The organism is Halomonas sp. BM-2019 (assembly GCF_017584085.1).
In genome coordinates, this window is the sequence record NZ_CP071922.1 from 790,027 (window position 1) to 795,422 (window position 5,396).

9 protein-coding genes are annotated in these 5,396 nt (G+C 72.6%); 2 read left to right on the forward strand and 7 right to left on the reverse strand.

Going from position 1 to position 5,396, the window contains the following annotated elements; all coding sequences use genetic code 11:
* The 5 genes from J5F18_RS04050 to J5F18_RS04070 form a co-directional block, all read right to left on the reverse strand.
* A partial coding sequence (locus J5F18_RS04050; RefSeq protein ID WP_346301048.1) for a DUF501 domain-containing protein occupies positions 1–209 on the reverse strand: 209 nt, incomplete at its 3' end.
* Positions 181–507 (reverse strand): hypothetical protein, encoded by a 327-nt coding sequence (locus J5F18_RS04055; RefSeq protein ID WP_346301049.1) that lies wholly within the window; start codon positions 505–507, stop codon positions 181–183. The genes J5F18_RS04055 and J5F18_RS04050, both read right to left, overlap by 29 nt.
* A gap of 97 nt (positions 508–604) precedes the next feature.
* On the reverse strand, positions 605–1,075 hold the full coding sequence (ybaK, locus tag J5F18_RS04060; protein ID WP_346301050.1) for a Cys-tRNA(Pro) deacylase: 471 nt from the start codon (positions 1,073–1,075) through the stop codon (positions 605–607).
* The gene (locus tag J5F18_RS04065) at positions 1,072–1,479 is read right to left on the reverse strand and encodes a thioesterase family protein (RefSeq protein ID WP_346301051.1); all 408 of its coding nucleotides are present in this window, start codon (positions 1,477–1,479) and stop codon (positions 1,072–1,074) included. Before J5F18_RS04065 ends, ybaK begins: the two co-directional genes overlap by 4 nt.
* Before the next feature lie 205 nt (positions 1,480–1,684).
* Entirely contained in the window at positions 1,685–2,119 is a 435-nt protein-coding gene (locus J5F18_RS04070; protein WP_346302170.1) for a hypothetical protein, read from the reverse strand.
* A gap of 42 nt (positions 2,120–2,161) precedes the next feature.
* Between J5F18_RS04070 and J5F18_RS04075 the strand changes: the two genes are divergently transcribed.
* Positions 2,162–3,346 carry a PatB family C-S lyase gene (locus tag J5F18_RS04075; protein ID WP_346301052.1) on the forward strand — a complete coding sequence of 395 codons (1,185 nt, stop codon included), beginning with the start codon at positions 2,162–2,164 and terminating at the stop codon, positions 3,344–3,346.
* Position 3,347: 1 nt separating this feature from the next.
* Here J5F18_RS04075 and J5F18_RS04080 read toward each other — a convergent pair whose 3' ends face one another.
* A complete protein-coding gene (locus J5F18_RS04080) occupies positions 3,348–4,280 on the reverse strand; it encodes a tetratricopeptide repeat protein (protein WP_346301053.1) in 933 nt (310 codons plus the stop codon).
* A 77-nt stretch (positions 4,281–4,357) separates the two neighbouring features.
* Between J5F18_RS04080 and J5F18_RS04085 the strand changes: the two genes are divergently transcribed.
* Positions 4,358–5,143 carry a DUF3750 domain-containing protein gene (locus J5F18_RS04085; RefSeq protein WP_346301054.1) on the forward strand — a complete coding sequence of 262 codons (786 nt, stop codon included), beginning with the start codon at positions 4,358–4,360 and terminating at the stop codon, positions 5,141–5,143.
* Here J5F18_RS04085 and J5F18_RS04090 read toward each other — a convergent pair.
* The coding region (locus tag J5F18_RS04090; RefSeq protein ID WP_346301055.1) for a hypothetical protein at positions 5,140–5,396 on the reverse strand (257 nt) is incomplete at its 5' end. The two genes, J5F18_RS04085 and J5F18_RS04090, sit on opposite strands and share 4 nt — an antisense overlap.

Genomic DNA, 5,396 nt, shown 5'->3' on the forward strand with positions numbered 1-5,396 from the left:
GAGATCTCCACCTTGAGCAGCTCGGAGCAGAGCCAGTAGAGGGTCGGGAAGGGCTTGCCGTCGACGATGGGCGCCATGCGCAGCACCAGCGGGGTGCCCTCGGCGTCGGTGGCCGCCACCGCCTCGATGCCGCGAGGGGCGCGGCCCAGCTGCTCGGTGATGATCGCCAGCTGGCGCGTGTCAGGAGTCTGATCGGTGCGGATCACCATCGTCGGGGTCCCGTAGAAACTTGTTGGACTGACCGACGGCCAGGAAGAAGGCGCGGTTGAGCTGCTCGGGGGTGGCCACATAGCGCCACTCCCGCTCGCAGTACTCCGCGGCCCGGGCCATCAGCACGTCGTAGAGTCGATTGAACGGGGCATCATAATCGTAGGGGTCGGCGCCGAACAAGCGGATGTGGGGGTAGTCGGCGAAGCGATCGACGAAGTAGCGGATCAGGTCCGCCTCCACGGCGCGGTGGCGGGCGACGTTGTCGGGGTCCAGCCAGAGATCGTAGCGGATGGCCATGCCAGGCTCCTTCGCGGTGGGCGGCCGGCGGCGCTGCCGGACGGCATCGGGGGGATGATACTGGGACAGGCGGGGCGCGGATTCGGCTCCCCGCGCGTCACGATCGGGCGAGCGGGGCCAGCCGGGCCCCGGTGAGGCGCACCAGGTCGGCGGGGGCCAGGCGGATCTCCAGCCCGCGCCGACCGCCGCTGACGTGGAGCGCCGGGAGGGCCTCGGCGCTGGCGTCCAGGAAGGTGGGCAGCCGGCGCTTCTGTCCCAGGGGGCTGATGCCGCCCACCACGTAGCCGGTGGCGCGCTGGGCCTCCTCGGCCTCGGCCATGACCGCCTTGCGCGCCCCGGCGGCCCGGGCCAGCGCCTTGAGATCGAGCCAGTGGGAGACCGGCACGATGGCCACCGCCAGGCGGCCGTCGTCGAGCTTCGCGAGCAGGGTCTTGAACACCTCGTCGGGCGAGAGCCCCAGCGCCCGGGCGGCCTCCTCGCCGTAGGCGGGCGTACGCGGGTCGTGGGCGTATTCGGCCACAGTGAAGTCGACCCCGGCGCTTTCCAGCTGCTTGATGGCGGGGGTCATGCGGCCACCGGCTCCTCCCGCACATGGGATTCCAGCGCCGCGCGCAGCGCCCCCTCGATGGGCACGGCCCGCTTCGCCTGGTGGTCGAAATGGACCATCACGCTGCGGCCCAGGTTGGTCATCGTGCCGTCCTGCCAGGCCTCCTGGGTCACCGTGAAGGAGCTGTTGCCGAGCCGCGAGACATAGGTGCGGATCTCGATCTCGCTGCCGTACTGCAGCTCGGCGCGGTACTCCACCTCCATGCGGGCCATGATCAGGCGCCACTGGCGCGGGTCCAGGTCCGGGGTGAAGAGCCGGAAGAGGTCGTTGCGGGCCAGCTCGAACCAGGCGGGCAGCCGGGTGTTGTTGATATGGCCCAGGGCGTCGGTGTCGTAGAAGGCAGGCTCGACGGTGCGGGTGAACATGGCGGCGCTCCTTGTTGTAGTGACTCAGCTGTAGTGACTCAGCTGTAGTGATTCAGCTGTCGTGACTCGGGTCGTCATCCGGGCAGGACAGCTTTGCCCCAAGCAAGCGCTCGGTCAAGCTCGAGCGGCACGCCTGGCCAGTTGCCAGCTCAGGGGAACGTCCACGGTCTCTCCTTGTGGTGGTAAGGGGGTGGTGGGAGTGAGGCTAGATGAGCCGTAGGCCCTGGCGGTCGTGCCAGGCCGCCTTGAGGGGCGCGGCCAGCGGGTCGCGCAGGTGGGCGGGCAGGGCGGCTTCGGCACTCGCGTGGTCGGCGAAGTCGCGATTGCGCAGCCAGCAGTAGGCCCAGGCGCAGGCCTCGTCGTCGCTGGCCGGCAACGGCCGAGCCGGCATCTGGGTGAGCAGGAAGGCGGCGGTGCGCGCCGCCCACAGCGGGATCTCGTCGCCGGCCTCCGGCGCGGTCCAGGCCGTCAGGGTGGCGCCGTCCGGGGTGGCCTCCGGCTGGCCCAGCCTGGCGACGCGGGCGGTTTCGGCCAGGATCAGCGCCAGGCGATCGGCGTCGCCCTGGCCCAGCGCCAGCCACTGGCCGATCAGCGCCGGCAGCCCGCGGCGCACCTTGGCATAGAAGCCGTCCTGGGGCATGGTCGTGGTCATGAGGTGTCCTGATCATCGAGGAGTGAGCGCATGGCGTTCGATTTTGCCACGCCCGTGGAGCGGCGGCATCCGGTCGGCGGGGGGGCGTCCCAGTGGCCGTCACAGAAGTGGCACCGCTACGGCGATGAGGTGCTGCCGCTGTGGGTGGCCGACATGGATTTCGTCTCGCCCCCGGCGGTGCTCGAGGCGCTGCACGCCCGGGTCGGCCACGGCGTGTTCGGCTATGGCCTGGTCCCCGACTCGCTGCGCGAGACCCTCTGCGCCTGGAGCGAGCGCCACTACGGCTGGACCATCGAGCCCGGCTGGCAGCTGTGGCTGCCCGGGGTGGTGCCGGCCCTGCACCTGGCCAGCCTGGCGCTGACCGAGCCGGGTGACGGCGTGCTCACGGTGACGCCGATCTATCCGCCCTTCCTCAGGGTCGCCGAGCGCACCGGCCGTACGCCCCAGCAGGCGGCCCTGGGCGAGCCCGCGGCGCCCGGCGAGCCCTGGCGGCTCGACCTCGAGGCGCTGGAGGCGGCGATCACCCCGCGTACCCGGCTGCTGCTTTGGTGCCACCCGCACAACCCCACCGGGCGGGTCTGGGACCCCCAGGAGCTGGCCGGCCTGGCCGAACTGGTGACGCGCCACGATCTCGTCGTGGTCTCCGACGAGCTGCACTGCGACCTGCTGCTGGACGAGGGCGCCCGCCACCTGCCGCTGGCGGCGGCCTTCCCGGAGCTGGCTGCCCGCACCCTGACCCTCTGGGCGCCCTCCAAGACCTTCAACCTGGCCGGGCTGACCACCGCCTGCGCGGTGATTTCCGACGCCGCCCTGCGCCGGCGCTTCGCCGCCGGGGCCAAGGGGCTCACGCCGGATGGCAACGTGCTGGGGCTGGTGGCCGCCGAGGCGGCCTATGCCGCAGGCGATCCCTGGCGCCAGGCGCTGCTCGCGGTGCTGCGCGGCCATCGGCAGGCGCTCGGCGAGCGGGTGGCGCGCTGGCCGGGAGTGATCATGAGTCCGCTCGAGTCCACCTACCTGGCCTGGCTCGACCTGCGCCGGGCGCCGGCGCTGGCCGGCGAGGCCTCGCCCCGGCAGGCGCTGCTGGCGCGCGCCGGGGTGGCGCTCTCCGACGGGGCCGACTTCGGGACGCCGGGCTTCGCCCGGCTCAACTTCGGCACCACGGCGACCCAGCTCGAGGCGGCGCTGGCGCGCCTGGACGGGGTGCTTGGCGGGTAGCTCAGTAAAGCATCGCAAACAGCTTGCGGCGGTAGCTGACCGTCAGCGGATGGTCGGCGCCCAGAGCGTCGAAGACCCGCAGCAGGGTCTTGCGGGCGGCGTCATCGCCGTAGCCGCGATCGGCCTTCATCAGCGCCAGGAGGGCATCGAGGCCAGCCTCGTAGTCGCCGTCGGCCACCCGGCGCAGGGCGCGCAGGTACTGGGCCTCGCTGTCGTCCCGCTCGCCCAGGGCCGCCAGCGCCTCGGCGTCGGGCGCTTCCTCGCCGAACTCGATGCTGGCGCGCACGCCCCGGGCCGGGGCGGCGTCGCGCTCCTCCGGGGGCAGGTTGTCGAGCAGCGTGCGGGCGTCGGCGGCGCGGCCCTCGGCCACCAGGGTGCGGGCCAGCTCCACCTGATAGGGGTAGTGCTGGGGGTTCTGCTGCACCAGCGTCTCGTAGAGCGCGCGGGCCGTGGCGGCGTCGCCGGCGGCCAGGGCCTCGGCGGCCTGCTCCTCGGGGCTGGCCAGGGCATCCTCCGGTGCCGGGAAGTAGCGGCCCAGCCAGTCGCGGATCTGCTTCTCGGGCAGCGCCCCCTGGAAGTGGTCGACCAGCCCGCCCTGGCTGACCAGCTTGACGTCGGGCACCGAGCGCACGCCGAGCTGGGCGGCGATCTCCTGATTCTCCTCGATGTTGAGCTTGGCGAGGATGAAGGCGCCGCGATACTCCCGGGCCAGCTTCTCCAACACCGGCATCAGGGTCTTGCAGGGCTCGCACCAGGGCGCCCAGCAGTCGAGGAGCACCGGCACCTGCATGGAGAGCTCCAGCAGCTGCTGGATATTGCTGGCGTCGACGTCGATGATCACCTCGGGGGCGTCGCCGGGGGGCGCGGCCTCGGCGCTGCCGGGGAACGTGTCGGAGGCGAGGGGGTCGCCGGTTCGCGGGTCGACGATGGACATGGTTGGGATTCCCGGGTCTGAGTGGGTTTCCTGGCAAGATGCGGGTGATGGCGAGCGTATTCAAGGGGAGGGGCGCGATGGGCATCCTGCTGCGGCTGCTGGCTGGCCTGGTGGTGCTGCTGTCGCTGCTGCTGGCGGGGCCGCTGTGGATGCTGGCCACCGAGGAGGTGACGACCGGGCGGCACTGGGCCACGGCGGGGCGCGAGCCGGCGGGGCTGGCGCCGACGCCGGCCGAGGCGCCGGAGGCGGTCGTGCAGCTCTATGCCGCCCGCACCTGGGGGTGGCGGGGCGCCTTCGGCGTGCATACCTGGATCGCCACCCGGGAGGCCGAGGCCGAGCAGTGGCGCCTGCATCAGGTGATGGGCTGGCGACGTCCGGCGCGGGTCAGCGAGACCACCGCCGCGCCCGACCGCGCCTGGTTCGGTAGCCCCCCGGTGTTGCTGGCGGACTATCGCGGCGCGGCCGCCGAGGAAGTGATCCCGGCCATCGAGGCGGCAGTGGCGGCCTACCCGGCGCCGGCGGTCTACCGTGCCTGGCCGGGTCCCAACAGCAATACCTTCACCGCCTGGGTCGTCCGCGAGGTGCCGGGGTTCGAGGCGGTGCTGCCGGTGACCGCCGTGGGCAAGGACTACCTGCTTGACGGACCCCTGGCGCCAGCGCCGGGCGGCCGCGGCATGACGCTCTCCCTGGGCGGCATGCTCGGCCTCACCCTGGGCCTCGACGAGGGCGTGGAGCTGAACCTGCTGGGACTGGCCCTGGGCGTCGATCTGCGACGCCCGGCGCTCAAGCTGCCCGGCGTCGAGCGCCTGGGCGTGCCGCCCCCGGTCAAGGGGGCGGGTGGCCCGCCCCGTCCGGTCGATTAATCCCGGTACTCGTCGATGCTCGGACAGGAGCAGATCAGCTGGCGGTCGCCGAAGACGTTGTCGACCCGGTTCACCGCCGGCCAGTACTTGGCCGCCTTGACCGCCGCGGAGGGGAAGGCGGCCAGCTCGCGGCTGTAGGGGCGCGCCCAGGCGTCGCCCATCAGGTCGGCCAGGGTGTGCGGGGCGTTGACCAGCGGGTTGTCGTCCGCCGGCCACTCGCCGCGTTCCACCGCGTCGATCTCCTCGCGGATGG

What these genes read in the sequence shown, in the direction of transcription:
- J5F18_RS04085 (WP_346301054.1), top strand. Translation starts at nt 4,358, where the DNA reads ATGGGCATCCTGCTGCGGCTGCTGGCTGGCCTGGTGGTGCTGCTGTCG.
- J5F18_RS04080 (WP_346301053.1), bottom strand. Translation starts at nt 4,280, where the DNA reads ATGTCCATCGTCGACCCGCGAACCGGCGACCCCCTCGCCTCCGACACG.
- J5F18_RS04075 (WP_346301052.1), top strand. Translation starts at nt 2,162, where the DNA reads ATGGCGTTCGATTTTGCCACGCCCGTGGAGCGGCGGCATCCGGTCGGC.
- J5F18_RS04055 (WP_346301049.1), bottom strand. Translation starts at nt 507, where the DNA reads ATGGCCATCCGCTACGATCTCTGGCTGGACCCCGACAACGTCGCCCGC.
- ybaK (WP_346301050.1), bottom strand. Translation starts at nt 1,075, where the DNA reads ATGACCCCCGCCATCAAGCAGCTGGAAAGCGCCGGGGTCGACTTCACT.
- J5F18_RS04070 (WP_346302170.1), bottom strand. Translation starts at nt 2,119, where the DNA reads ATGCCCCAGGACGGCTTCTATGCCAAGGTGCGCCGCGGGCTGCCGGCG.
- J5F18_RS04065 (WP_346301051.1), bottom strand. Translation starts at nt 1,479, where the DNA reads ATGTTCACCCGCACCGTCGAGCCTGCCTTCTACGACACCGACGCCCTG.